The sequence below is a fragment of the Rhizobium sp. Rhizsp42 genome (assembly GCF_047304155.1).
Lineage (GTDB): Bacteria > Pseudomonadota > Alphaproteobacteria > Rhizobiales > Rhizobiaceae > Rhizobium.
Map to the genome: position 1 here is coordinate 71,992 of NZ_JBGLYS010000009.1, position 23,078 is coordinate 95,069.

The following is a 23,078-nucleotide window of genomic DNA, read 5'->3' on the forward strand; positions in this document are numbered from 1 at the left end:
GAGTTTTTTAGACCAGGAGAGAAAATTGACTTATCAGAAGGTGGGGACCGCCGCAGAAGGGGCTGGGCGGCAATGGGCGATGGCATGATCGATTGGGCAAGGCTCTGGCATTATTTACCGGCGCGGACCACGTCGCGGTCGAACACGATGAGCCCAATGACTTGTACGAGGGCGCGTGTCGGTCGATTTCGTTCCTCAATCGCCTAGAGAGCTGAAGCGATGCATTTGTCGTTCCAGCTCGATACCGCACGTGACATCGAGCCGCTGGACCCAATCCTGGAGCTTCTGGGGAGGCATGGCGTTTTCAGGGTCGAAGGCTGGAGCGGAAACTATGATACACCCGGCTTCGGCGTGGCTCTGCGTTCACGCGGAATGACGATGCCGAGCGCACATGTGCCGCTCGGCCTTTTGAAGGATCGCGCTTTTAGCCGGCATTTGGTCGAGGAATTCGGTGTTGCTCGACTGATTGTGCCGGGCGTCTCAGCCGAAATTCTTGCCGACAGGCCGTCCGGCCTCGAGCTTGCGAGAAAGCTTGCCGACCTCTCCGCGGATTTGTCAGCGGAAGGCCTGCGTCTCGGCTGGCATAATGGCGGCGCCGAACTGGCGCCGATGCGCACAGGCGAGACACCGATCGAGCTGCTTCTGGCTGCCGCGCCAGAGCTCGAATGGGAGTGCGATCTCGGGTGGCTGACGTCAGCTGGGCTCGATCCTGCGGTGGTTCTTCAGCGTCATGGAACACGCATCACCGCCCTGCATATGCGCGATGTCGCAGGCCCACATGGTGACCCGGCTCAAAAGGGCGGCGCCTATATCGGTTCCGGTGTGCTCGACTGGATAGCGATCGGCCAGGCGCTTTCCTTCACCAGCGTCGATCTTCTGGTCATGGAGCATGACCACGCGGTCGATGTCCCGGATTTCCTTATTCGATCAATCAATTATCTCGACGGCTGGATGAAACACGCCGTCGCCGCGCCCTCTCATAAGCAAAGGTAACTGCCATGCGTCCCAAATCACCACGCCGCCTTCACGACGGCCAGATCAGCCAGCTTGTCGTTTCATCCAGCGATGGCAAGCGGATCGAAGTCATCTTTGAAACGGGGGAGCTTATTGAAGCGCCCAACTGGACGCCGGATGGGAAATGGCTTGTCTATAATGGCGACGGCAGGCTCTTTCGCATCTCTCCGGACGGGCTCAATGGTCCCATCCGGATCAACACCGCACCCGTCGAGGATCTCAACAACGACCATGTCATTTCGCCGGATGGAAAGTGGCTGTATATCAGCGCCAATGACGGCCATCTGTATCGCGTTGCGATCGAGGGCGGGAAGCCGGAGCGGGTCTCCAACGAGCAGGATCCCAGCCGTGGTTTTCGCTACTATCTTCACGGCATCTCGCCCGATGGAAAGACGCTAGCCTATGTCGGACTGGAGATGGAGGGTGGAAAGGTCGTCACTCGCGTCTGCACAATTCCCGCGGCAGGTGGAGCCGATGTCGTTCTGACCGACGGCGCTTGCCCCGTGGATGGGCCCGAATACAGCCCGGATGGACAGTGGATCTACTTCAACTCGGAAGCCGCTGCCAAATTGCCTGGGCACGCGCAGGTGTTTCGAATGCGGACGGATGGGTCCGGATTGGAACAGATAACGCATGACGAGCGCGTCAACTGGTTCCCACACTTGTCGCCGGATGGAAAGCTCGTCTCCTACATTGCATTTCCCTCGGGAACCCTGGGGCACCCCGCGGACAAGGACGTAGTAATCCGGATCATGAATCCGGATGGAAGCGGCATTGTTGACATCGATCGCTTCAATGGCGGCCAGGGCAGCATCAATGTTGCCTCATGGGCGCCAGATTCAGCTTCCTTTGCCTATGTGCGCTATCCGCGCCGAGACGAATAGCGGGGATTGCGCGACGGTCGCGTCGCTGAGGCCGGTTTTCGGGGCGACTGGTTGCTACGGGTTTCGTGGAATACCTGTAGCAACCCAAGCCCTGTGAACTCCGACGCTCATTCCTGGCCCCGAAACACAAACATATAAACAAAACCCAGCTCGCACTAAAAAGATGCTTGCATCCATCCATTAGTTAGGTAAGTTAACTAATGAAATTGGAGTGGCAGATGATTGCGGGTGTAGACGTGGGCGGGACCAAGACACACATCTTGGTCGAACGACAAGACGGCTCCAGGGCGGAACACGTGCTGGAGACCTCCAGATGGCGTGAGCGGGGCGAGCTGGAAGACGCCAGGAGCCTCGCTGAGCTGGTGCTCGCAGTCGAGGGTGGTCAGCCGGACGTGGTCGTGGTTGGCGCGCGTGGCTGCGACGCGGATGCAGACTGTCTTCGTCTTCAGGCCCTTCTTTCCCAGCACTTTTCCGGCCTGGTTCTGGTCCTGAACGATTCCGAGCTCCTGTTGCCGGCGGCGTCGAAGCCAACGGGTATCTCGGTGATCGCGGGTACCGGATCGATCGCCGTCACCCGCAACCGCCATCGGGAAATGATGTCCGCTGGCGGATGGGGATGGTTCCTGGGCGATGAGGGCAGCGCAAGCGGCCTGGTCCGCGACGCCGCCAGGAAGGTTCGCCTATCTCTCGATGCGGGATCTCCAATTGACAATCTCGGCAAGGCTTTGCTCGACACACTTGAAGTGCAGAGCCCGGTGGAGTTTGGACGCGCGCTGTCTCGGCTCGGCTCCGCTGATCGGATTGGTGCGCTCGCGCCGCTCGTTTTCGATGCCGCCGCCTCGGGTTCGCGCATTGCGGACGAGGTCATTGCCGAAGGTGGCGATGCTCTTGCGTTTCTCGTCGAGCAGCTTGCAAAGCGGGGAGCGCCGATGGACGCGGTCGTTACCGCGGGTGGCGTTATCAGCCGACAGGAGCGGCTGCTCGAAGCCTTCAGGACGGCCTTGACCCGACGTGTGCCGGGGGCGGCGGTCACGCTTCTTGGTGAGCCTCCCGTCGTCGGGGCTATCAAGCTCGCCCGGCTTCTTTCCGAAGGGGGAGCGATGCAGACCCTCCCTACGCCGCACAGGGCCGGGCGTCCTGATACTAATCAGCCAGGGAGAATGGCATGAACGCCAAGAAGATCGTTCCGGCGAAAAATTGGGGGCAGCGCGCCATAGCGGTCGTGCTGATCGCCGTCGTCCTACTCCTGATCTACATGGTCGCGACTAGCCGGCACATCAGCTGGTCGACGATACCGCAGTACATTTTCGACGAGACGATCCTTGATGGCATCCGCCTGACGATCCTGTTCACAGTGCTCTCGATGGTCATCAGCATCGTCGCGGGCGCAATTCTCGCAACGATGCGGCTATCCTCGAACCCAGTTCTATCTGGCTTCTCCAGCCTCTACATCTGGTTCTTCCGGGGCACGCCGCTGCTCGTGCAGATCATCTTCTGGTTCAACATCCAGCTCTTCATCCCCAGTATCGATGTCGGTATTTTCCAGATCGACACCAACGTCATCGTCACGGCGTTCGTTGCCGCTCTCCTTGCTCTGAGCCTGAACGAAGCCGCCTACATGGCCGAAATCATTCGTGGTGGATTGTTGGCCGTCGATGGTGGCCAGGGTGAAGCGGCCAAGGCTCTGGGTTATACGCCAGCGCAGGCGATGCTTCGGATCATCTTTCCCCAGGCGCTGCGCGTGATCATCCCGCCGATCGGCAACCAGACCATCTCGATGCTGAAGACCACTTCGCTCGTCTCCGTCGTCGCGGCGCAGGACCTGTTGACGAGGGCGCAGAACATCTACGCGCGAAACTTCCTGATCATCGAACTGCTGATCGTTGCCAGCATCTGGTACCTCGTGATGACCACGATCGCCTCCTGCATTCAACACGCAATCGAACAGCGCCTCGGCCGGTCGGCGAAACAGCCTCCCGCTGTCTGGAAAGCTGCGCTCCGTCTCATGCGCGCGGAAGGAAGAAACGGATGAGTGATCGTTCAAAGCAATCTGCCTCCGTCGTGGTTGAGGCAATCGACGTCCACAAGTCCTTCGGGACGCTTGATGTCCTCAAGGGTATCAATCTCACTGTCCGCAAGGGGGAGGTCGTCTGTCTCCTCGGTCCGTCGGGCAGTGGCAAGTCGACATTCCTGCGCTGCATCAATCATCTGGAGACGATGACCAGCGGTCGTATTGTCGTCGACGGCCAGTTGATCGGCTATCACGAGCGCGGCGACGAGCTCCACGAGATGAGTGGCAAGGAACTGGCAGTCCAGCGCCGCGATATCGGCATGGTGTTCCAGCGTTTCAATCTGTTCGCGCATCAGGATGTTCTGACCAACATCAGCCAGGCACCAATTCTGAACCGCGGAAAATCACGTGACCAGGCGGTCGCGCGAGCCAAGCAGCTGCTGAAAATGGTCGACCTGGAGGGCCGGGAAGGCGCCTATCCTTACCAGCTATCCGGCGGCCAGCAGCAACGTGTCGCCATCGCCCGCGCGCTGGCCATGGAGCCGAAGCTCATGCTGTTCGATGAACCGACATCGGCACTCGATCCAGAACTGGTCGGCGAGGTCCTGAGCGTCATGCGCAAGCTCGCGGACGAGGGCATGACGATGATTGTCGTTACTCACGAGATGTCCTTCGCGCGCGACGTCGCCGACCGGGTCGTCTTCATGGATCAGGGCGTGGTCGTGGAAGAGGGGACTGCGCGCGATGTCATCGACAATCCTCAACAGGAACGAACCCGAGCATTTCTCAGGCGCATGCACTGACCAGTCGGCAGTGAGAATCTGAAAAGGTCGCACGTCCTTCTCGTGCAATTTACAAAAGGGGAATGACAAATGAAAAACGCATTTAACATCCTGCTTGCCACTGCAGCGATGTCGTTGCTCGTCGCCGGAACCGCCTCCGCCGCAGGTCCGGATCAGAAGCTCCACGACATGCTCCCTGAGAAGATCAAGACTGCGGGAGAGATCAAGGTTGGCACCGAGCCGCAGACGCCTCCGTATGATTTTTACGCGGAAGACAACAAGACAATCACCGGGCTTGAGAAAGAACTGCGTGACGAGATGGGCACGCGTCTGGGCGTGAAGTTCACCGATATGCCCGCGCAGTTCGCCAGCATCATTCCGGGCATTCAGGCTGGACGTTTCGATATGGGCATGTCCGCCTTTGGCGACTTCGCCGAACGCGAAAAGATCGTCGATGTCGTGAACTATATGCTGGAAGGCACCAGCATTATCGTATTGGAAGGCAACCCGAAGAACGTTCACAAGATGAAGGACACCTGCGGCCTGAAGGCGGGCGCCGTGCAGGGGTCGATCCCGCTTCAGCTTCTCGACAAGCAGAAGACGCTTTGCCCGAGCGACAAGCCGCTCGAGGTCATGCAGTTCCCGTCGAACGACCAGATCAAGATCGCACTGCAGAGCGGCCGCGTCGACGTTTCTATGGATACGACGGGCGTTGCCGCCTACAGCCTGCAGCACCAGCCTGAAGGTGCGAAGAAGCTGGAGCTTGTCACCGGCGCCCAGTATGCCGTCGGTTACCAGGCCATGCTCGTCTCCAAGGAGAGCCCGGAACTGCGCGACGCCCTCGCCGCGACGATGCAGTCGATGATCGACGATGGCAGCTACGCCAAGATTTTCGACAAGTGGGGCCTGGGCGAAAACAAGCTCGACAAGGTCACGATCAACGATGCGGCCCGTTTCGACGACTACATGAAACTCGACGATTGATTTGAGTGCGCCGGCGGCCGGGGGAGATCTCCGGCCGCCTCATTTTGTTTGAAGTGGATCCGATGATGAACGACAGAGTACCCTACCGCGAGGCGATCGCGCTGCAGCCGACCGCACTTGAGACTTGCATTGCCGCGATTTCCGAACGTTTGAAAACCCTGGATGTGGCACCGATCCAAAGCGGTCCCGTCGTGCTGGTCGGTATCGGAGCAAGCCTTTATGCGGCCAATGTCGTCTCCGCGCAGATGCGCAGCCAGGGCTTGCGCGCTTTCTCTCTGCCCGGCACGGATCTGTACGACGCTTCCATAGATGCAGGCAGTGCATACATCGCGTTTTCCGCCTCCGGGCGAAGCGAGGAGCCTGCCCGTGCGATGGAGATCCGGCCGGATGCGGCGACCTACGGGATCGCAAAGGCTGATGGCACGCCAATTTCTCGCGTTGTGAAACACATGATCGCGACCGAAAGCGGGACCGATAGCGGTCCGAACACAACCAGCTATCTCGGCTCACTCGTCGCCGGAGCACTCCTTGCCGACAAGGCCGGCACTCCTTCGGGCGCTGACTGGGCCAAGCTTCCGGCATTGGCCGCGACGGTGCTGGAGGCGACACGCGCGCAGGCAGACAAGGCCGCCCGTATGCTTTCCGGCAAGACCTCGATCGACTGCGTTGGCGCCGGTACGGCTTATGGCACCGCCGGTTACGCGGCACTGCTTATTCGCGAGGCCGCTCGCGTGGCTGCTCAGGATTGGGACACACTGAACTTCCTGCACGGTCCGATGGAGCCGAATGACGGCTCGACCGGCGTGCTGTTGTTCGGCGACGGGCGTGAGGTGAAGCTGGCGCAGGACCTCGCCGGGTTCGGTATTCCGTCAGTGCTGATCACGACGCGCGCCGACATCGCCGACGCCGAAAATCTCGTCGTAATCCCAGTGCCCGACTTCGGCAGCCAGATCGGTAACGCGGTCCTTCAGGCGCTCCCCGCGCAGCTGTTCATCGCGACGCTGTCGGAGGAGGCCGGTCTGCCAGTCTGCAATTTCCGTTATCGTCAGACCGACACCAAGCGCGACGCCTGATCCGGCGAGAAAAGGAACGCCGCCTTGGCGTTCTCTCCAAGAAGCCTTGCCAGGGCAAAGTCCATGGCAAGGCGCACCGCTCCAACCACAGTGGCCTTGTTCGACAGTTCGCCAACGACGATATCAACCGGCCAGCAAAGCCTTTCGACGGTATTTCTAATCTCAGGCAGAAGACGAGCATTCTGCCCGACGCCTCCGCCCACAACGATCAGTTCCGGATCTAGGACACTGACGCATGCTGCGGCCAGATTGCCGATGTCGCGCGCATGCCGATCGACGATCATGCTCGCCGTCGGCTCGCTTTCCACTATGGCAAATAGCTTGCTGGTGTCCCCTGGCGCTTCCTGGGCCGTGGATTTCCACGTCTCGCCGGCGCGCTCCAAGAGTGCCTTGGCGCCAAGATAGGACTCGACCCCGAGCGGTGCGGGCTGCTCGCTTTCGGACCAGGGGAATGGCAGATGCGCAATCTCGCCAGCGCCTCCCTTGAAACCGCGAAACAGCTTGCCGTCGATCACGATGCCCATGCCCACATTTACGCCGATCTGCATATAGACCGCGAACGAGTGATCCCTTGCAGCGCCCTGATGGTATTCTGCGAGGGCGGCGCAGTTTACGTTGTTCTCAAGAAGGATCGGCACCTGGTACGTTTCGCTGAGGCGCGCGATCACATCCAGAAACCTCTGGCGGTTCGGCAACCGCGCGAGTGTCGGCGAAATCATGTTCGGAAGTGCGATGACAATACAGCTGAGATCGCTCCGCTGCGCGGGGCATTTCGCCAGGATGTCGGAAAGAACGGTTTCGACACGTTCGAACCGCTGGCTGTCCGGCAACGGCTCATAGGTGGTCTCGACCTCTGCGACCTGAAGACCATCGATCCCGGTGGCAATTGCGTGGATCCGTGTCGTCCCGCAGTCCACTCCAATAACCAGGCCCGCCTTGCTGCCGATTGAATAGGTAATCGAAGTCCGCCCCACATTCCCGCGATTGACACCTGCCGGCGTCAAGAAGCCGTATTTTTCGAGTTCGCTGACGGCAGCAGACATTGTCGGCTTCGAGAACTGCAACGCGGCGCTTAACTGCGGACGAGTGGCCGGACCATCGGTCGCAATTGCTCTCAGCACAGCACGCGCGCTGTCCGTCAGGGTAGGGGGCTCTTTGACGTATGACTGAGACAAATCGAAGCCTGCTTGTTGAATAGTTAAGGAGCTTTACCATTGGGAATGTTCCTTGACAAATGAATGCCTTGGCGGCTGCCGTCGCGATGAGGGCACGCAAGTGCCAGGCAAAGCCGGGCGTCACGGCTTTGCCTGGACGAAAACGCAACGTCTCGACTAAAAGAGAGGTGACCGCGGTTTGGCAGCTCGCTATGCGCAAGGAAGACATTTGAAGTCTGCGCCACCGGGCACGAAATAACTCCTACGCCAAACGCGCTCCAGTCGGGGCAGTGTGATTGAATAATGGGTCGGCGCGTTCGCTGAAAACGTGGGTACATAGCGCTTCAGCGCAATTCCATTGAAAGGTTGCGTGTCAAACGCATTGAGTGTCTCCTCCGAGAAAAGCTGGGCGCACCGCATTTCGTCACGAACATTGTGCCTCCTCCACGGTGCAACCTTCTAGCTCTCCGGTGGAAGCTTTCAACCAGCTTTCAGGATGCGCGGAGTTCGCAAGCCGTGCAAAGCGCTCTTTTCTGGAAGTGCTCGAGGGCGAGCCGCGCGCTAGGATCAAGCCGCTGCCCGTCCGTATCCGAAGCCGAGCCTACTGCTCATCGCTTTCGTCATCGGCAATCTTGCGCAACAGATAAAGCAGGGCAACCCGCTCGGCAGGGTTCAACCGCGCCACGGTTTCTTCGCTGATATGATAGGCGCGGGGATACATCTCCTGCAGCAAGGCCTCTCCCTTGGGCAGCAGGGAGATCACGACCTTGCGGCCATCGGCTTCGTCCTTGGACAGGTTGACCAGCCCGCGAACCTTGAGCCGATCGACAATGCCACGGATCGTGGCCTGATCCACAGAGGTCGCCTTGACGAGTTCGACCTGTGAACTCGGACCCAGGTCATGCAGCGCGCACAAGGTCACGAACTGCACCGAGGTCAGGTCCGGATCGCTTGCGTTGGTCTGGAAGATCGACAGATGCCGCTGATAGGCCTTGCGCAGAAGATGTCCGACCTGCTCCGTAACGTGGTAGCCACCCTGCGATGCTGGCGCTTCCGGTGGCTGTTGGTCGGTGTCTTTGGTGGTCATTCTCAGCGTGATCCATCATTTATGGTGTCCTGCGGTGCGGCATGAAACACCACAGCAGATTGTGACGGTCAAGGCATGGCGCTCCGCGCGGGGTCGCGCGAAGCGCCATGGTGGCTCGTATCACCCGAAGTTATACTTCATTTCCTTGACGGCGATGTCGCCGTTGAGAACCATCGGTTCGTCATCGAGGAACAGCGAGCAATTGCGCATCGGGATGTCCAGGTGGCAAGCGGTGTCGTTCGGGCCGCCGAGCTCGTTGTTCGGGCCGGTGGAGAACATGACGTTGCCGTAGAACGAACGGGCTTCCATGCCCATGCCGCCGGGGAATTCGCCAGGCACCATGCGGTGCCACTTGGCGTTCTGGTTGAGACCCCAGCCGACATGGCTCATGCCCATGCCGCGCGGATCGTTGAAGCCGGCCATGTAGGATTTGACCAGCTCGGCGTCGAGGCCGCCGCGAATGTCGGTGATCCAGCCGTTTTCGATCGTGTAGATGATCGGGTCGCGCACATAGATGTTCTGCGGCAGCAGGATGTCGCCAGGAGCAACGACGATCGTGCCATCGACACCGTCGTCATCACCACCCGTGAAGACGAAACCGGACGGCCAATGGTCCCAGCGGCCCGGCTCGTCGGTGCAGGCATATTCCGTGATGGCCGGATAAGTGTTGAGCTTGTAGGTGACGTCGGTGCCGTGCTCGGAGGTGATGCGCATCACCTTCGCCTTGGACAGAAGCTCGCCGGCGAATTCGACGCGCTCGCGCAGTTCCTTCGTCGGCAGCATGCGGGCGAGGACTTCCGGCGGCTCCACCGCGGTCAGGATACGCGTGCCGGCCGCCTGGATCGCCATCTGCTCCGGGCTGAAGAGCAGGAAGATGCAATCGATGAGCATGTCGGCTGCCTTGAGCGCTTCCACGGCCTCCGGCATGGATGCCAGTCCGGTCTGGCCGACGGCCCATGCACCTGCCGGCGGAACCGGCGGCAAACGCATGTGGTACATCTTCGCGCCAAGACGCATGCCCGCCGCCATGAAGGCGTCGGCGTAGTCGAGACGCTCGTTGCCCTGGGTGAGGACGATGAGTTTCTCACCCTCGTGAACGCCCGACATCTTCAGCTGATGCAGGCAGATTTCCGTGAAACTGAATTGATCCATGCTCGTTCCCTTATTTTGCTTGAGGACTTATGTGCCTCGTACAGTTACGGACAGTCGGACTTGGCCCCAGACTGGACCTTGGCGATTTCTGCGATCGCCTCTTCCTTCGAGACGACATCGCCGTACTTGTTGTCGATGTCGAACAGGTTCGCGTTGTGCGGATCGGGATGCCGGTCGCCGACGCAATCGCGAACGACGATCGCCCGGAAACCATATTGAACCGCGTCCACCGCGCTGGCGCGGATGCAGCCGCTGGTCGAGCATCCCGCCATGATGACGGTGTCGATACCCTGCGCATGCAGATGCGAGGCAAGGCTGGTTCCGAAGAAGGCGCTCGCATACTGCTTGACGATGACAAGCTCGTTCTTGGCGGGCTCGATCTCGTCGCAGAACTCGGCGAGCACATTGCCTTCCACCATCGCCTTCATGACGGGCGACTTCTTCACCCACATGCCGCCATCCGCGCAGTTTTCCGCGAGATAGAGAATGCGCGTGTGGATGACCGGAATGCCGGCCTTGCGGGCGGCTTCGATCAGTTCGGGCGTCTCGGCCACCGCCTCGACGACGCCGGGCGCGTAAAGCGGCGCGCCTTCGATCGTGTAGGCCTTGAGGAAGTCGATGACGACGAGCGCGGGCCGCTGGCCGAAGCCGATGCGGTTGCCCCAGACACCCTGATAATTCGCTTCGGCGCTCTGCATTGCGGCTCTCCTCAGTAGGCGCCGGACAGAAGCGCGCCGGCATCCGGCGAAACCGCTTCCAGACCGAGCGACTTCAGCATGCAGTAAGTGGTTGCCACGGCGGCGGTGACCACCGGCTTGCCTGTCATCGCCTCGACCTTGGCGATAACCGGAAGCGAAGGCATCTGAACGCAGGCCGACAGAACGATGACATCGACATCGGTCAGGTCGAGCGTCTGCACGATCGCCGGCAGGTTTTCGGGATCGTGCCGGGCAACGTCGAGATTGTCGGGAATCTCCAGCGCGCGCCAGTCCTTCACCTCGAAGCCTTCCTCGCGGATATAGTTCACGACCAGTTCGGTCAGAGGCTTCATATAGGGCGCGACGACAGCGATCTTCTTGGCCTTCATCACCTGCAGGCCCTCGATGAGAGCGCCGGCGCTGGTGACGACAGGAATATTCGTGCCTTCCTCGATCGTGCGGCCGGTCAGGCGCTTTTCCGATTCGCGGTGGTAGCCGAGGCCCATCGCCATGATCGCAACGAGGCAGGCGTAGCCCAGCACATCCACGCGGGCGTCGGAAAGCTCGATGGCGCAGCGGTCGGACTCGGCATCCATGGCCGCGAGCTCTTCCTTGACGACCTTCTTCATGCGCATACGGCTCGAATGGAAAGTGAAGCGCTCCGGCCGGATCGACTGGCGGGCGGTCAGCATGGCGGGGATCTCGGTCTCCATCGTCGTGTTGGAGCTCGGAACGATCTGGCCGATACGATAAATCTTCTGCACGGACGTATCCTTTGAAGCATGAAACTGGAAAACAGGAACGGCGGGCGCTGGCCCGCCGTGTCGCTAGATCAGCGGGAGAGAAAATCCCCAAGCGCTGCAAAGAAGCCGTCGAAATCGTCCCACGGGATCATGTGGCCACCATCGGGCACACGGGTGATCTCGATGGCGGGCTGGAGCGAGCGGACTTCCGCCTCATCCTCGGCCTGGATCACGCCGCCGCGCCCGGCCACCATCAGCATCGCCGGATGAGTGAGCTTCGGCAGGTCCGGGAAGATGTCATCCTTGTGGAAATCTTCAAACGCCGTAACGATCGCCGGCTCGTAGCAGGTGTGAAGCCATTCAGCGCGCAAGGTGCGTTGCTCCTCGGTCCATGTCGGGCAGAATGCCTTCATGTCCTCGGCGGTCATTCCCTGCCGCGACTGGCGAATGGAATCCACATACCAGGGCAGCTTGCTGGGATACGGGCGCCGACCCGGGCCGGAAACCGGCGGATCGATCAGCGCAAGCCGCGAGAAGGCCGCGGGTGCGGCGATCGACGCGCGAATGGCGATGCGGGCACCCATGGAGTGGCCAAGCAATGCCGGCTGTTCCAGGCCGAGGGCTTCGACGAAACCGACGACGTCGGCGGCCATCGAATTCAAGCCGTAGTCCAGATCCGGACCGGTCGAGGACAGGCCGCGGCCACGCACATCGAGAACATAGACGTCATAGCGCTCCGCGAGCCGTTCGGCGACGAAGCCCCAGGTGATCGCCGGGCTGGTAATGCCGGGGATCAGGACGACAGGCCGGCCCTTGCCGCCATAGCGCAGGTAGTGCTGGCGGATGCCGTTCGCAAAGACATTCGCGCCGTACAGTGCAGCGCCGCTCATGCCGCGGTCTCGCTCTTCAGCGGCTCGGCGTAGATGTCGTAACCGTATACCCATGCCGGATCCTCTTGCGCCAGCAGGAAGGTGTTGGCGTTCGACACGGTCTGGACACGGGTGGCGCGGTCGCGGCGATTGGCCTCGTATAGTCCGAACGCGGTCTTGAAGCCGTTGACGCCGGTTTCCTGCAAGCAACGGGTCAGCATGGCGGCGTCTTCAATCGCCATTGCGGCGCCCTGGGCCATATGCGGCTTCATCGGGTGGCAGGCATCGCCGAGCATGACAAGGCGGCCCTTGCTCCAAAGCGGCAGCGGATTGCGGTTGAACAGCGGCCACTTGGTCACTTCGTCGGTGCTTTCGATCAGCGCCTGAATGACCGGATGATAGCCATCGAACGCGGCTGCCATCTCGTCTCGACTGCTTTCGACGAAGGCCGAATCGAATTCCCACGCAGGATGGGGCACACCGGTGACATAATAATATTCGTCGCGGCGGGAGGTTGTGTAGTAGACCATCATGTGACGGTCCGGACCCCACCACTTGACGCAATCCTCGAAAGTTAGATCGTATTTCTTCAGCTTGTCGGACGAAATGAGCGCGCGGTGACCGACCCAGCCGCTGTAATTCGGCTTCTCTTCGCCCAAAAGCGTTTCGCGAACACGCGAATTGATGCCATCGGCGCCGATGACGATATCGGCGCGCACGGAGGTTCCGTCCTCGAATTCCAGCAGAACATCCGTGCCGTTGTCGTCAACGCGCGAGAGCTTCTTGCCGAAATGCAGAGTGCCGGGCTGCAGCGCTTCGCGCTGAATGGTCTGCAGGTCGCCGCGGTGGACAGTGCAGTAGGTGTGGCCGTAGCCTTCCAGCGAAACGCGCGCGGTGTACTCGCCGGTGATGCCGTCGCGGCTGAACCAGTGGCTCGGCGTGCTGCTGATGCCGATGACCTTCTGGTCAACGCCGATACGCTCGAAGATTTTCAGGACGTTCGGCCCCATGTGTATGCCTGCGCCCAAACGCGAGAAGCTTGGCGCCTGCTCGTAGATGTTGACATCGAAACCCGCGTGCTGAAGCAGCGCGCCAGCGACCGCGCCGCCGAGGCCGGCGCCGATAATCGCGATCTTTTCTTTTCCGTTGGACATGGCGACCTTTCTTGACTGCCTTATCGGCAGCGTTGTTCCCATCATTATGAAGTCTGCGAAAAGTCTAGCGCATACGCTCTAAATTGCAATGGCGAAGCTTTGATTTTCATCAAAAACTCTCAGAAATATGCCTGGCAATTGAATATTATAGCGAATTTCGACCAGTTGAATTCGGCTTGTCATTTGTCATTATGGAGCGTATACACTTATAAAAAATATAAAAGGGGCAATAGATGCGAAGAATCGGTAACGATCGCATCGTTATGGTTTGCGGGCGTCTGCATGAGGTCCGCCGTGTAACGGTTCGGTCAGCGAGCGAAGGCTGGGTCTGTGTCGAGTTCTCTGCGGAGGGCCTGTTTTGACACTGCCAGTTTGCTTCAGTTTGAATGTGAACGACGCCATCAAGAGCGTTGAAGCAAGCCGGGAAACACCACTCCTTTATATTCTTAGAAACGATCTTTTGCTCAACGGCCCGAAATATGGCTGCGGGCTGGGCGAGTGCGGCGCATGTGCCGTGCTCATGGATGGCCGTGCCGTCAGATCCTGCACCGTGCCGCTCGGTGCTGTTGGTACGCGTTCAGTGACGACTCTGGAGGGCCTCGGCACGCCTGAGCATCTGCATCCGGTTCAGGCGGCCTTCATCGAGGAGGCCGCGGCGCAGTGCGGATATTGCCTGAACGGCATGATCATTGCCACGGTTTCCCTGCTCAACCGCAATGCCGACCCCAATGAGGACGACATTCGCGAGGCGTTGCGCCATCATCTCTGCCGTTGTGGAACTCACATGGAAATACTTGCTGCGGCCCGGCGTGCCGTCGCCTATGTCAGGGCCGAACGCGCGCGCATTGACATGCTGGATAATCGCGAAGCCGATCGCGGCACATCGGGCAACAAGACTGAGGTTTCGCCATGACCGACCATCGCGAGATACCCAAGACCCGCTACATGTCCGCAGCCGATGTGCTGCTTGTCGTCAATGACGTGTCGCTGGGCGACGCCGCCGAACTCTATATCGCGATCGATGCCGATAGCCGCGTGATTGCCTTCAACGGGCATGTCGACCTCGGCACGGGGATACGCACCTCGCTGGCCCAGATCGTGGCCGAGGAATTGAGCACGCCCTTCGAACAGGTCGAGATGGTGCTCGGCGCCACCTCGGCTGCGCCGAACCAGGGTGCCACGATCGCAAGCGAGACGATCCAGATCACGGCCGTGCCTTTGCGCCAGGCCGCCGCCACCGCCCGCCATCATCTGCTTGCAAGGGCGGCTGAACGCATGGGCGTAGCGCGTGAGCGGTTGATCCTGGAAGGCGGCATCATTCGCGCCGATGGTGGCGAGAACTGGCAGCTCAGCTTCGGCGATATCGTCGCCGGCGACCATGTCAGGCTCTCGATCGACAATGAGGCTGTCCTGAAGCCCGCTGCGGATTACCGTCTCGTCGGCTCGTCTCGGCCACGCGTGGATATTCCTGAAAAGGCCACGGGACGCTGGACTTATGTGCACGATGTGCGCGTGCCCGGCATGCTGCACGGGCGCGTCGTGCGCCCGCCCTATGCGGGCTTCGACCACGGTGATCATGTCGGCAACAGCCTGATCTCGATCGACGAGGCGTCGGTGGCGCACATCCAGGGATTGGTTGGCGTGGTCGCGATCGGAGATTTCGTCGGTGTCGTTGCGACGCGCGAGGAAATCGCCATCGAGGCGGCGAAGAGCCTGAAGGTCGTTTGGCGCACGCCGCCTGCGTGGCCTGATCTCAATGCTCCGGAACAAGCGCTTCGCGCCAACCCATCGACGCCGCGAAAGCTTGCCGATCGCGGCAATGTCGATATGGCGCTCGCCGGCAGCGCGCAGCCGATGAACCGAACCTATGTCTGGCCCTACCAGATGCACGGCTCCATCGGCCCGTCCTGCGCTGTCGCTGATTATAGCGACGCCGGGCTGACTGTCTGGTCTGGCACGCAAAACCCGTTTCCGATGCGTCGCGATCTGGCGCTGCTTCTCGACATGCCGGAAGATCTCATTCAGGTGGAGCGCCTGGAAGCGGCGGGCTGCTATGGCCGCAACTGCGCCGACGACGTCACGGCCGACGCGGCGTTGCTATCACGCGCGGTCAACGCACCGGTGCGCGTACAGCTGACGCGTGACCAGGAGCATGCCTGGGAGCCCAAGGGTGCCGCCCAGATCATGGATGTGCGTGGTGGGCTCGATCTGGAAGGCGGTCCATCCGCCTATGATTTCGAAACGCGCTACCCGTCAAACCTGGCGCCAACGCTTTCGCTGATCCTCACCGGCAAGGTGCCGCCGGTTTCCGATGTCGTGCAGATGGGCGATCGTACCGCGATACCGCCCTATGCCTATGGCAACCTGCGTGTGACCGTGCACGACATGCCGCCGATCGCGAGAGCTTCGTGGTTTCGTGGTGTGTCGGCTATGCCGAATACCTTCGCCCACGAATGCTACGTGGATGAATTGGCGGCAGCGGCCGGCGTCGATCCGATCGAATACCGGCTGCGCTATCTTCACGATCCGCGTGCCGTCGATCTCGTCCATGCGCTCGCCGAGCGGGCAAAATGGGTGCCGCATACGACGTGGGGTACACTCGGCGGCGAAGGTGATCTGCTTTACGGCCGCGGGTTTGCCTATGCCGTTTATGTGCACGGCCCGTTTCCGGGCAAGGCCGCCGCTTGGGCGGCTTGGGTTGCCGATGTCGCGGTCAACAAGAAGACGGGCGAGATCGCGGTCACCAAGGTGACATGCGCGCAAGATTCCGGGATGATGATCAATCCCGACGGCGTGCGCCACCAGATCCACGGCAACATCATCCAGTCGACCAGCCGGGTGCTGAAAGAAAAGGTCGAATTCTCCTCGACCGCCGTCGAATCCAAGGAGTGGGGCGGCTATCCGCTGATCACCTTCCCCGAGGTGCCCGCGATCGACGTGCTGATGGTGCCACGTCAGGACGAGCCGCCGCTTGGCGTCGGCGAGTCGGCTTCCGTTCCCAGTGCCTCCGCCATCGCCAATGCGGTCTATGACGCCACCGGCATTCGCTTCCGCGAACTGCCCTTGACGCCCGAACTGGTGCTTGCCGCGCTGAACGGCAAGACAGACGAGCCGGTTGCTGCGCCAAAGGCGAAGAAGCGGAAGTGGTGGAACATCGGTCTCTCGGCCGCCGGTGCGGTCGCCGCTTTGTCGGGTCTCGTCACCATGGCCTCGCCTTGGCGCCCGGCGATCGGCACGATTCCGCGTCCCGATCTCAATGTCTACAGTGCCGCCACCATCGAACGCGGGCGTCTCGCCGCGGCGGCCGGCGCCTGCAATGTCTGTCACGTCGGCAACGACGGGATGCCTTTCGCCGGCGGACGCCGCTTCGACACGCCGTTCGGCGCGGTCTACGCCACCAACATCACGCCGGATCTGGAAGCTGGTATCGGCGCGTGGTCCTATCCCGCCTTCGAGCGGGCCATGCGCGAAGGCGTGAGCCGCGACGGGCACCACCTTTACCCCGCGCACCCCTATACGTCGTTTGCGGGCGCTGAGGATGCCGATCTCCAGGCGCTCTACGCCTACATGATGACGCAAGCGCCCGTTGCCGAGAAGGCGCAGGAGACGAAGCTCAATTTTCCCTACAACATCCGCGCGATGATGGCGGGCTGGAACGCTCTCTTCCTCAAGGCCGAGCCGTTCAATTATGTCCAGTCCCGCGACGCCCAGTGGAACCGGGGCGCCTATCTGGTGGAGACACTTGGCCACTGTTCCGCCTGCCACACCGAGCGCAATGCGCTTGGCGCGGAAAAGAGCGGCAGCGCCCGGCTTTCCGGCGGCTTTGCGGATGGCTGGGAGGCGCCGGCCCTGAATGCGTTCGCCAAAGGCCCGGTCAGCTGGACCGAGGATGCCTTCTACGACTACTTGCGCACTGGGCATTCGCGTGATCACGGCAGTGCCGCCGGCCCGATGGCCCATGTCGTGGAGGTGATGCAGCCGCTGCCCGACAGCGACATCCGCGCGATGGCCACTTATCTCGCAAGCCTCAATGAGACGCCGGTCGAGACCACGGCGCAGAGCGAGGCAGCCATTGTCGCCAGCGACGCCGCCAAGGCGTCCGCCGCCAGGATTTCGCCCAGTGGCGAGCGGCTGTTCAACGGCGCATGTGCCACGTGCCACACCGGCAACACCATCCTGTCGTCTCTGGCGCTGAACAGCAACCTGCATGCGGCGACACCCGACAATCTCATCCAGGCAATCCTAAATGGCGTCGAGGCGCCGGCGATCCTGGCGCAGGCCACTGGCCGCGAGGCACCGGAAGTGATGTCGATGCCGGCCTTTCGCGAGCAACTGAACGAGCGCCAGATCAAGGATCTGGGAGACTATCTTCGCGCACGCTTCGCGCCGGATAAACCAGGCTGGAGCAATACGGCGGACGCTATCAAGCGTGTGACGGCAGCAAGCCACTAAAGGGGGAGACGACTTGGAACAGATCCGAACCGGAACGGATACCGATCATCGCGGCCTGTTCGAGAACCCGACGGCTGCGTTTCGCCCATCCGCCTATTGGTTCTGGCATTCGATTCCGACAGAAGAGGTCTGCCACGCTCAGCTCAGCGATTTCAAGCTGAAGGGGATTGGTACGATCCTGATCCAGGCGCGGCTTGCGATGCCGCGCGACGACTATCTGTCGCCGGCCTATCTGGAAGCCTACCGGACAGCTGCCGGAATAGCAGCGAGGCTTGGCCTGAAGCTCGGGATCTATGACGATTACAACTGGATCAGCGGACATGCCGGCGGCCGTACGGTCGCTGGTCGCGACGAGTTGCGCGAGCGCCATCTGTTCTGGTCGTCCTCTGAAAAGGCGCAGGGCGAGATCAGCGGCATCCATCCGCCATTCACACGGACGATGGGCGCCGATATCGTCGAGTGGCAATATGAAGGTAGTGTCTTCGAATGGTGCGAATGGACGGTCGAGGCGGCCTTGCTTCATTCGTCGGCGGCGATCGGAAGCCTTGATGAGGTGATCGATGTGACCGCACGCACCTCCATCGTTGATAGCGACCACGCGGCCTGCGCATATGCGTTCGACGGAACGATTGAGGACGGCCAGATGCTGACCGTGTTCGTCAGCGCCCGCTCGACCACATCGCGGTTGATCAACTATCTGCTGCCGGAGGCCGCGGAGCAGTTCGTCGCGGTAGGGCTTGATCCGCTGATCGACGTACTCGGTGATCTTGTGCCCGATCCCGTCAGCTTCGTCTTCTACGACCAGCCGGCCGCGGGCTTCTACAAGTGGGATCAGATTTCCGGCAGTCTCGGCAACAGCCTGTTGTTTGCGCCGAGCCTGATCGATGCCGTGGCGAGCGGCACGGGAGAACCGTTTGCCAAGAGCCTGCTCGCCCTTTTGCGCGACGTAGGCCCCACGACGTTGCAGCTGCGCGCCGGATTTTATGCCGCCTATTCCGGATTGATGAACGAGGCCTTCTCCGGAACATTGCGGAGATGGGCCGAGAGCAAGGGCATTGAACTCACCGGCCATGAAATCCTGCCGCATATCAGCGCCTGGTCGTTGAACGGTGGCTTCACCAGTATCGACCCCCGGGTGGCGCTTGCCGTCGACTTCTTTGGTATCGATGCCTACCGGCACCAGACAGCAGTCGATTCCAACAATTTCGTCGCCCAGCTTGCGCCCAAGATCGGCGATTCCGTTGCGCGTTCCAATGGCCGCAGCCGTTGTGTCGTTGAAACCTATGCCAGCGCCGAGCGGACCCCGGTGCGCGCCGCCGGGCAGTGGGAGCTGACGCTGGAGACGATGCGGGCGCAGGCGATCCGGCTCTATTGCCTCGGTACCCGCCAGTTCTTGTGGCATGGCGTCTACCAGACCGATGGACGCGACCACGATCCGACGCCATTCGCCAATCCGCGTTTCGATTTCGGGCCGGGCATCAATTTCGAGCCATGGTGGAGCTATCACGACCTGTTTGCGCAGGAGACCGCGCGCATTTCCGCCTTTATCGAGCCGGCAACGCCGCGCGCGCCGGTGGCAATCCTCTATCCGCTTCAGACGGCCTACGCCGAAGGCCCGCGCCACAGTCACGCCACCCATATCGGCGCGTGGTGCGAAGGGCTGCTCGCCAAGCGTTGCGACTTCATGTTCGTCAGCGAGGCCGATCTGATCAAGGCCAGGATCGACGGTGGCCGCATGCTGGTATCGGGGCTCGCTTTCGATGCCGTGATCCTGCCGTCGGCCTCCGTACTGCAAGCCGCGGAAACGGTGCAGGCGCTCAACGCGTTCAGCGCTGCCGGCGGTATGGTTGTGTCCTCGGGCGATCGCCTCTCGACCGTGCGCGACGCTGCCGTTCATTCGGATGCGATAGTGTCGAAGCATATCGACCGGATGCCTGGCGGCAGTGATATCGAAGCGCTTCTGGAGGCGCTACCATCGTTCGGTCCCGTCATCGCTGGCCGTTCCGGGGAATTCCCCTGGCAATGGGTGGGGCAGGACGCCGATGGCTGGTGGCGGATTGTTCTGTTCAATGATGGCGAAACGCCGATGGTGAGCGAGATCACCTTCGGTGATGGTTTCGACTGCGAGATCTGGTCGGCAGCGACCGGCACGACGGAGCGAATGGCAGCGTTCAACCGGCTGACGGTAACGCTTGAGCCACAGGAGGTGCGTTGCCTGCGTTTGCGCCAGACGACGGACCGCGTGGTCGGCGAAGGCTATCTCACGACGCAGCCGCCGCTCGATCGTGCGCGCTCCGTCTCTCTCGTCGAGGGCTGGACTTTCGCGCCGGAAGGCAGTGCCAGTTTCGCGCCGATCTCGGTGGAGAGCGGATGGGAGACGCAGGGCTTTGCTGAGTTTTCGGGCACCGGCATCTACCGGCTGGCGTTGGAGATCGGCGACGAGGCGGAGTGGTTTCTTGAATTGCCTGACGTCGCGACCGTGGTCGCGGCCCGGTTGGACGGCCGGCAAGTCGATCGACTTGGCTGGCGACCCTATCGTTTTTCGCTGGGGCGACTGCAACCCGGTATCCATTCGCTGGAATTGCGCGTCGCGAACACGGCGGCGAACCGCTATTACGCCGACACGCCATATGTCGGCGATACCGTCGACAAAAGCGGACTTTCCGCTGCACCGAAACTTATCCCGTTGATACACTGACCGGAAGTTACAGAGCCATGCTACAACATTCGACAATCCCCCTGATGCGCGCCTGGAACAGCTGGTCCACCCGGCCTGCGGAAATGGTCTTCTTGCCGCTTGGCGTGCGGATCACCCCGGTTCTCTATTCGACTCGCAGCAAGACGACCTCCGCCATCGAGCCGCGGCGAGACACGGTCCGCCTTGGCCGTCACGCCATCGACGGCTCGCTGATCGAGCTGGAGACCGATCTCAGCGGGACGACGGTCGCCTTTTCGACGACGAAGACTGATCCTTTCGCCATCCGGGGCAGCTGGAACGGCAAGGTCTCCGCCGAATGGGGGCTGCGGTTCTGGCTGACCTTGGCGATCTCCGCCGATGGCGGTGAGGTCGCCATCCATGACGCAGGCCGTAACGTCACGCTCCTGAAGGTCGGCACGCGCTTTGTCGCGGTCGCGACCGCCGAGGCGCCGGTCCATGTGACCGGCCACGACAGCATCGAGGCGTTGCGGGCGGACTTCGAAGCGAATGGCTACTTCTATACCGCGACACGAAAGAACGAGGCGCCCGTCATAGCCTTGCGTTTCAATCTCGAAATGATGCGCGAGGGCGCATATGCGGCGGGCGTTGCCGACAGTGCCGAACTGGCGATCGCCAAGGCACAGGCCTGCCTTGCGGCCGGGGCGCCGGCTGAGCTCTCGGATGCACAGACAGGCGTGTTCGAGGGTGCGCTCGACGCGATGCGCGATGTCGTTGCCTGGAACACCATCTGGGACGAAACCAACGCGCGTTCCTACACCGCGGTAACGCGCATCTGGAACCTCGGAAAATTCGCGGTCTGGTTCAACGACCAGATTTTCGCGGCTCTGCTCGCCGGCGTGTTCGATGCCGATCTCGCGCGTGAGAACATGGCGACCGCCATGGCCAGCGCCACCCCGCAGGGCAATATCGCCTGCATCGTTACCTCCAACGACGCCTGGGTCGATCGAACCCAGTTGCCGTTCGGCGCGCTCGTCGCCTGGCAGCTTTATCAGCGCACCGGCGAACGATCGATGATCCAGGCGAATTATGATGCGCTCGCGCGCAATCGGCGCTGGTGGCAGGATAATCGCGATCCCGATGGCTTCGGTCTGCTGTCTTGCGGCACGTCCGATGTGGGCGAGGGCCTTTACAAGGGGACTGCGTTCGCCGCCCGCAACGAAACCGGGATGGACAATTCCGCGACCCATGATGAGGCGATCTACGATCCCGTCACCCGTACGCTGTCGACATTCGATCTGGGCTTGAATTGCGCGGCAACGCTCGACGCGGAAATGCTGTCCAAAATGGCCGCGGTGCTTGGCAAGCATGATGACGCGCGCGAATTCGCGGCGCTGGCTGAACGCCAGCGGAAGCTGATCTCCGAGACGCTTTGGGACGAGGCGCGCGGCATCTTCGCTAATCGCCAACGCCACGGCGGCTTCGTCCGCTCGCTGTCGCCGACCAGCTTCTACCCGCTGCTGTGCGGCGCTGCGACACCGGAGCACGCCGCGCGTCTGCTCGAGCATCTGAGCGACGAGAATACGTTCGGCGGCGATTTCGTGCTGCCGAATGCGACGCGTGACGATCCGGCCTTCGCCGACAACGTTTACTGGCGTGGCCGTATCTGGCCGAATGTCAATTACATGGTCTGGCTTGGCCTGCGGCGCTACGGCTTTATGGCGGAAGCGAGCAAGCTCGCCAGCCAGAGCTACGACCTCTTCATGAAATCCTGGCGCACGGATCGCATCGCCGCCGAAAACTATAATGCCGTAACGGGCGAGGCGATGGATCAGGGCGATACCGATCCCTTCTACATCTGGGCGGCAATGCTTCCCTTGATGGCGGCAGGGGAAATCGTCGATTTCGATCCATGGACAGGCTTTACCGTCCGCAACACCGGCCGCGATCTGGCCGTAGGGCCAATGGTCTCTCCGGCGGGAACGCTGGAATTGCGGGGCGAGGCTGGCCAGTTGTCCATGACGCTCAATGGTCGCGCAATGTTGCGGACGGACTTGCAAACGACGCTCTCGCGCATCGTGATGAGCGATGGGCGGCTGTCCTGCACCGTCGCGCCTGTTGCTGCAGCCGGCTACATCGATCTGCCGGGTCTGGAGACAGGCAATGTCCTTGCAGTCCGTCTCGACGGCCAAGATATCGGTTATCTTGCAAGCGCTGATGGGCTGCGCCTCTCGATTGCGGAGAGCGGCGATGAACGCCGGCTCGACGTCTATTTTTCCGCCACGAACGCAGGCTGACGCAAGGTAGCGCTTGACACTTGTCAAATCGTCATTAATAGTTTGTGTGCAAATAAAAAAATAGAAGA

At 61.2% G+C, this 23,078-nt stretch carries 18 protein-coding genes; 11 read left to right on the top strand and 7 right to left on the bottom strand.

Going from position 1 to position 23,078, the window contains the following annotated elements; translation table 11 throughout:
• The first annotated feature begins 219 nt into the window (after positions 1–219).
• The 7 genes from ACCD05_RS11410 (at position 220) to ACCD05_RS11440 (ending at position 6,748) form a co-directional block, all read left to right on the top strand.
• Entirely contained in the window at positions 220–993 is a 774-nt protein-coding gene (locus ACCD05_RS11410) for a sugar phosphate isomerase/epimerase family protein (protein ID WP_112949288.1), read from the top strand.
• Between the two features lie 5 nt (positions 994–998).
• A complete protein-coding gene (locus tag ACCD05_RS11415) occupies positions 999–1,898 on the top strand; it encodes a TolB family protein (protein WP_112949289.1) in 900 nt (299 codons plus the stop codon).
• A gap of 218 nt (positions 1,899–2,116) precedes the next feature.
• On the top strand, positions 2,117–3,067 hold the full coding sequence (locus ACCD05_RS11420; protein ID WP_112949290.1) for a BadF/BadG/BcrA/BcrD ATPase family protein: 951 nt from the start codon (positions 2,117–2,119) through the stop codon (positions 3,065–3,067).
• The gene (locus ACCD05_RS11425; protein ID WP_112949291.1) at positions 3,064–3,930 is read left to right on the top strand and encodes an amino acid ABC transporter permease; all 867 of its coding nucleotides are present in this window, start codon (positions 3,064–3,066) and stop codon (positions 3,928–3,930) included. Before ACCD05_RS11420 ends, ACCD05_RS11425 begins: the two co-directional genes overlap by 4 nt.
• Positions 3,927–4,712 (top strand): amino acid ABC transporter ATP-binding protein, encoded by a 786-nt coding sequence (locus tag ACCD05_RS11430; protein ID WP_047515116.1) that lies wholly within the window; start codon positions 3,927–3,929, stop codon positions 4,710–4,712. Before ACCD05_RS11425 ends, ACCD05_RS11430 begins: the two co-directional genes overlap by 4 nt.
• A gap of 69 nt (positions 4,713–4,781) precedes the next feature.
• Complete coding sequence (locus ACCD05_RS11435) at positions 4,782–5,675, top strand: ABC transporter substrate-binding protein (protein ID WP_413392667.1); 894 nt, start codon at positions 4,782–4,784, stop codon at positions 5,673–5,675.
• A 65-nt stretch (positions 5,676–5,740) separates the two neighbouring features.
• Positions 5,741–6,748, top strand: coding sequence for a phosphosugar isomerase (locus tag ACCD05_RS11440; RefSeq protein ID WP_112949360.1), 1,008 nt, complete (start codon positions 5,741–5,743; stop codon positions 6,746–6,748).
• Here the strand turns inward: ACCD05_RS11440 and ACCD05_RS11445 are convergent.
• The 7 genes from ACCD05_RS11445 to ACCD05_RS11475 form a co-directional block, all read right to left on the bottom strand.
• Positions 6,721–7,791: an ROK family protein gene (locus ACCD05_RS11445; protein WP_112949292.1), complete on the bottom strand. Its 1,071-nt coding sequence runs from the start codon at positions 7,789–7,791 to the stop codon at positions 6,721–6,723. The two genes, ACCD05_RS11440 and ACCD05_RS11445, sit on opposite strands and share 28 nt — an antisense overlap.
• 712 nt (positions 7,792–8,503) lie before the next feature.
• Positions 8,504–8,989: a MarR family transcriptional regulator gene (locus ACCD05_RS11450; protein WP_112949293.1), complete on the bottom strand. Its 486-nt coding sequence runs from the start codon at positions 8,987–8,989 to the stop codon at positions 8,504–8,506.
• A 120-nt stretch (positions 8,990–9,109) separates the two neighbouring features.
• Positions 9,110–10,141 (bottom strand): leucyl aminopeptidase, encoded by a 1,032-nt coding sequence (locus ACCD05_RS11455; RefSeq protein WP_111562479.1) that lies wholly within the window; start codon positions 10,139–10,141, stop codon positions 9,110–9,112.
• Between the two features lie 44 nt (positions 10,142–10,185).
• Positions 10,186–10,839 (bottom strand): N-carbamoylsarcosine amidohydrolase, encoded by a 654-nt coding sequence (locus ACCD05_RS11460; protein WP_112949294.1) that lies wholly within the window; start codon positions 10,837–10,839, stop codon positions 10,186–10,188.
• An 11-nt stretch (positions 10,840–10,850) separates the two neighbouring features.
• On the bottom strand, positions 10,851–11,603 hold the full coding sequence (locus ACCD05_RS11465) for an Asp/Glu racemase (protein ID WP_112949295.1): 753 nt from the start codon (positions 11,601–11,603) through the stop codon (positions 10,851–10,853).
• Between the two features lie 68 nt (positions 11,604–11,671).
• On the bottom strand, positions 11,672–12,472 hold the full coding sequence (locus ACCD05_RS11470; protein WP_112949296.1) for an alpha/beta fold hydrolase: 801 nt from the start codon (positions 12,470–12,472) through the stop codon (positions 11,672–11,674).
• Positions 12,469–13,605, bottom strand: a complete 1,137-nt coding sequence (locus ACCD05_RS11475; protein ID WP_111562482.1) for an FAD-dependent monooxygenase — start codon at positions 13,603–13,605, stop codon at positions 12,469–12,471. The genes ACCD05_RS11470 and ACCD05_RS11475 overlap by 4 nt, the downstream gene beginning before the upstream one ends.
• A 358-nt stretch (positions 13,606–13,963) precedes the next feature.
• On the opposite strand from ACCD05_RS11475, the gene ACCD05_RS11480 reads away from it, so the two are divergent.
• Genes ACCD05_RS11480 through ACCD05_RS11495 form a run of 4 tightly spaced genes read left to right on the top strand, consistent with a single transcriptional unit; the run spans position 13,964 to position 23,010 of the window.
• Positions 13,964–14,518 carry a (2Fe-2S)-binding protein gene (locus ACCD05_RS11480; protein WP_413392671.1) on the top strand — a complete coding sequence of 185 codons (555 nt, stop codon included), beginning with the start codon at positions 13,964–13,966 and terminating at the stop codon, positions 14,516–14,518.
• A complete protein-coding gene (locus tag ACCD05_RS11485) occupies positions 14,515–18,057 on the top strand; it encodes a molybdopterin cofactor-binding domain-containing protein (RefSeq protein ID WP_112949297.1) in 3,543 nt (1,180 codons plus the stop codon). Before ACCD05_RS11480 ends, ACCD05_RS11485 begins: the two co-directional genes overlap by 4 nt.
• 13 nt (positions 18,058–18,070) lie before the next feature.
• Positions 18,071–20,755, top strand: coding sequence for a carbohydrate-binding protein (locus ACCD05_RS11490; RefSeq protein ID WP_413392674.1), 2,685 nt, complete (start codon positions 18,071–18,073; stop codon positions 20,753–20,755).
• Between the two features lie 17 nt (positions 20,756–20,772).
• The gene (locus tag ACCD05_RS11495; RefSeq protein ID WP_112949299.1) at positions 20,773–23,010 is read left to right on the top strand and encodes an MGH1-like glycoside hydrolase domain-containing protein; all 2,238 of its coding nucleotides are present in this window, start codon (positions 20,773–20,775) and stop codon (positions 23,008–23,010) included.
• Positions 23,011–23,078 lie beyond the last annotated feature (68 nt).

Coding starts and splice junctions, on each gene's coding strand:
- ACCD05_RS11410 (WP_112949288.1), top strand. CDS start 220: ATGCATTTGTCGTTCCAGCTCGATACCGCACGTGACATCGAGCCGCTG.
- ACCD05_RS11415 (WP_112949289.1), top strand. CDS start 999: ATGCGTCCCAAATCACCACGCCGCCTTCACGACGGCCAGATCAGCCAG.
- ACCD05_RS11420 (WP_112949290.1), top strand. CDS start 2,117: ATGATTGCGGGTGTAGACGTGGGCGGGACCAAGACACACATCTTGGTC.
- ACCD05_RS11425 (WP_112949291.1), top strand. CDS start 3,064: ATGAACGCCAAGAAGATCGTTCCGGCGAAAAATTGGGGGCAGCGCGCC.
- ACCD05_RS11430 (WP_047515116.1), top strand. CDS start 3,927: ATGAGTGATCGTTCAAAGCAATCTGCCTCCGTCGTGGTTGAGGCAATC.
- ACCD05_RS11435 (WP_413392667.1), top strand. CDS start 4,782: ATGAAAAACGCATTTAACATCCTGCTTGCCACTGCAGCGATGTCGTTG.
- ACCD05_RS11440 (WP_112949360.1), top strand. CDS start 5,741: ATGAACGACAGAGTACCCTACCGCGAGGCGATCGCGCTGCAGCCGACC.
- ACCD05_RS11445 (WP_112949292.1), bottom strand. CDS start 7,791: ATGTCTGCTGCCGTCAGCGAACTCGAAAAATACGGCTTCTTGACGCCG.
- ACCD05_RS11450 (WP_112949293.1), bottom strand. CDS start 8,989: ATGACCACCAAAGACACCGACCAACAGCCACCGGAAGCGCCAGCATCG.
- ACCD05_RS11455 (WP_111562479.1), bottom strand. CDS start 10,141: ATGGATCAATTCAGTTTCACGGAAATCTGCCTGCATCAGCTGAAGATG.
- ACCD05_RS11460 (WP_112949294.1), bottom strand. CDS start 10,839: ATGCAGAGCGCCGAAGCGAATTATCAGGGTGTCTGGGGCAACCGCATC.
- ACCD05_RS11470 (WP_112949296.1), bottom strand. CDS start 12,472: ATGAGCGGCGCTGCACTGTACGGCGCGAATGTCTTTGCGAACGGCATC.
- ACCD05_RS11475 (WP_111562482.1), bottom strand. CDS start 13,605: ATGTCCAACGGAAAAGAAAAGATCGCGATTATCGGCGCCGGCCTCGGC.
- ACCD05_RS11485 (WP_112949297.1), top strand. CDS start 14,515: ATGACCGACCATCGCGAGATACCCAAGACCCGCTACATGTCCGCAGCC.
- ACCD05_RS11495 (WP_112949299.1), top strand. CDS start 20,773: ATGCTACAACATTCGACAATCCCCCTGATGCGCGCCTGGAACAGCTGG.